This window comes from Streptomyces sp. NPDC056480, assembly GCF_042795405.1.
Classification (GTDB): domain Bacteria; phylum Actinomycetota; class Actinomycetes; order Streptomycetales; family Streptomycetaceae; genus Streptomyces.
The window spans coordinates 1-1,022 of sequence record NZ_JBHTSA010000267.1; the positions used below are offsets into that span (position 1 = coordinate 1).

A 1,022-nucleotide genomic window follows, 5' to 3' on the forward strand; every position below is an offset into this window, starting at 1 on the left:
CGTCGAGCCACGGATGGTCGATCATGGTGGGGTGGTGGGGACCGTGACTCGTGCAGCGATCGTCAGCAGCCGTCGGATCACGGGCCTGTCGGCCGATGTGATCGCTGAACTCGTCGCGGACCTGGGCCCGTTATGGCATGAGCGTCACCAGGCAAAGCTGGCCTCCCGGCCGCGGCAGCGAGGTGTGGGCGCCGGTGCGAAGCACCGGCTGGTGTTCGTCGACCGGCTCCTGGCCACGCTCGTCCACCTCCGTCACGGGGTCACCCATGACGTGCTGGCCTGCTGGTTCGGCGTGGACCGTTCCACAATCACCCGGGCCATCGGCGAGGTGCGGCCGCTGCTGGCCGGGCGGGGGTGCACGATCAGCCCCGGCGTCCGGCTGCGGACACTGGGCGAAGTCATCGACCACCTCGGCGCCAGTGGGCAGACCGGCATCATCGACGGCACCGAGATCCGGGTCCGCCGTCCGGCCGCCGGACGCAAGGACCGCGATCGCTTTATCTCCGGCAAGAACAAGCAGAACGCCGTGAAGTCCATGATCTTCACCGACGGGGACGGACGGCTGCTGTTCTGCAGCCCGACCACACCTGCAAGCTGCGCGGACATCACCCATGCCCGCGAGTTAGGCCTGGTCAGGCTCCTGGCGGACGGCCCAGCGGTGGAGATCCTCGCGGACGCCGGCTACCAGGGCCTCGGAGCCCAGACCGGCGGACGCGTGGTGACGCCACCGCACCGCAAGTTCAAGAAGAACGCCCCGGACTGGTACGAGGAAATGCACGAGCGGCAGCGCAAAGCGCATTCCTCCAGGCGGATCCGTGTCGAGCATGGCATCGCCCATCTGAAGAACTGGCGGGCACTGGCCCGCCACCTCGGCCGTCGTGAGCACACGAGCGACACGGTCCAGGCCGTCGCCGGCCTGCTCTCCCACCAGCAGACCGCAGACCTGAGCCCTCGATGACAGAGGTGAGCACCGGCCCCGCCGCAGCCTTCGACGTCTCACCGCCTACCGTGCACGAGCTCGT

General features: G+C 68.8%; 1 protein-coding gene. It reads left to right on the plus strand.

Annotated features, from left to right (window positions below):
- Positions 1-13 precede the first annotated feature (13 nt).
- On the plus strand, positions 14-958 hold the full coding sequence (locus ACFQ79_RS40760; protein WP_383593458.1) for a transposase family protein: 945 nt from the start codon (positions 14-16) through the stop codon (positions 956-958).
- The last annotated feature ends 64 nt before the right edge of the window (positions 959-1,022 follow it).

What these genes read in the sequence shown, in the direction of transcription:
- ACFQ79_RS40760 (WP_383593458.1), top strand. Translation starts at nt 14, where the DNA reads ATGGTCGATCATGGTGGGGTGGTGGGGACCGTGACTCGTGCAGCGATC.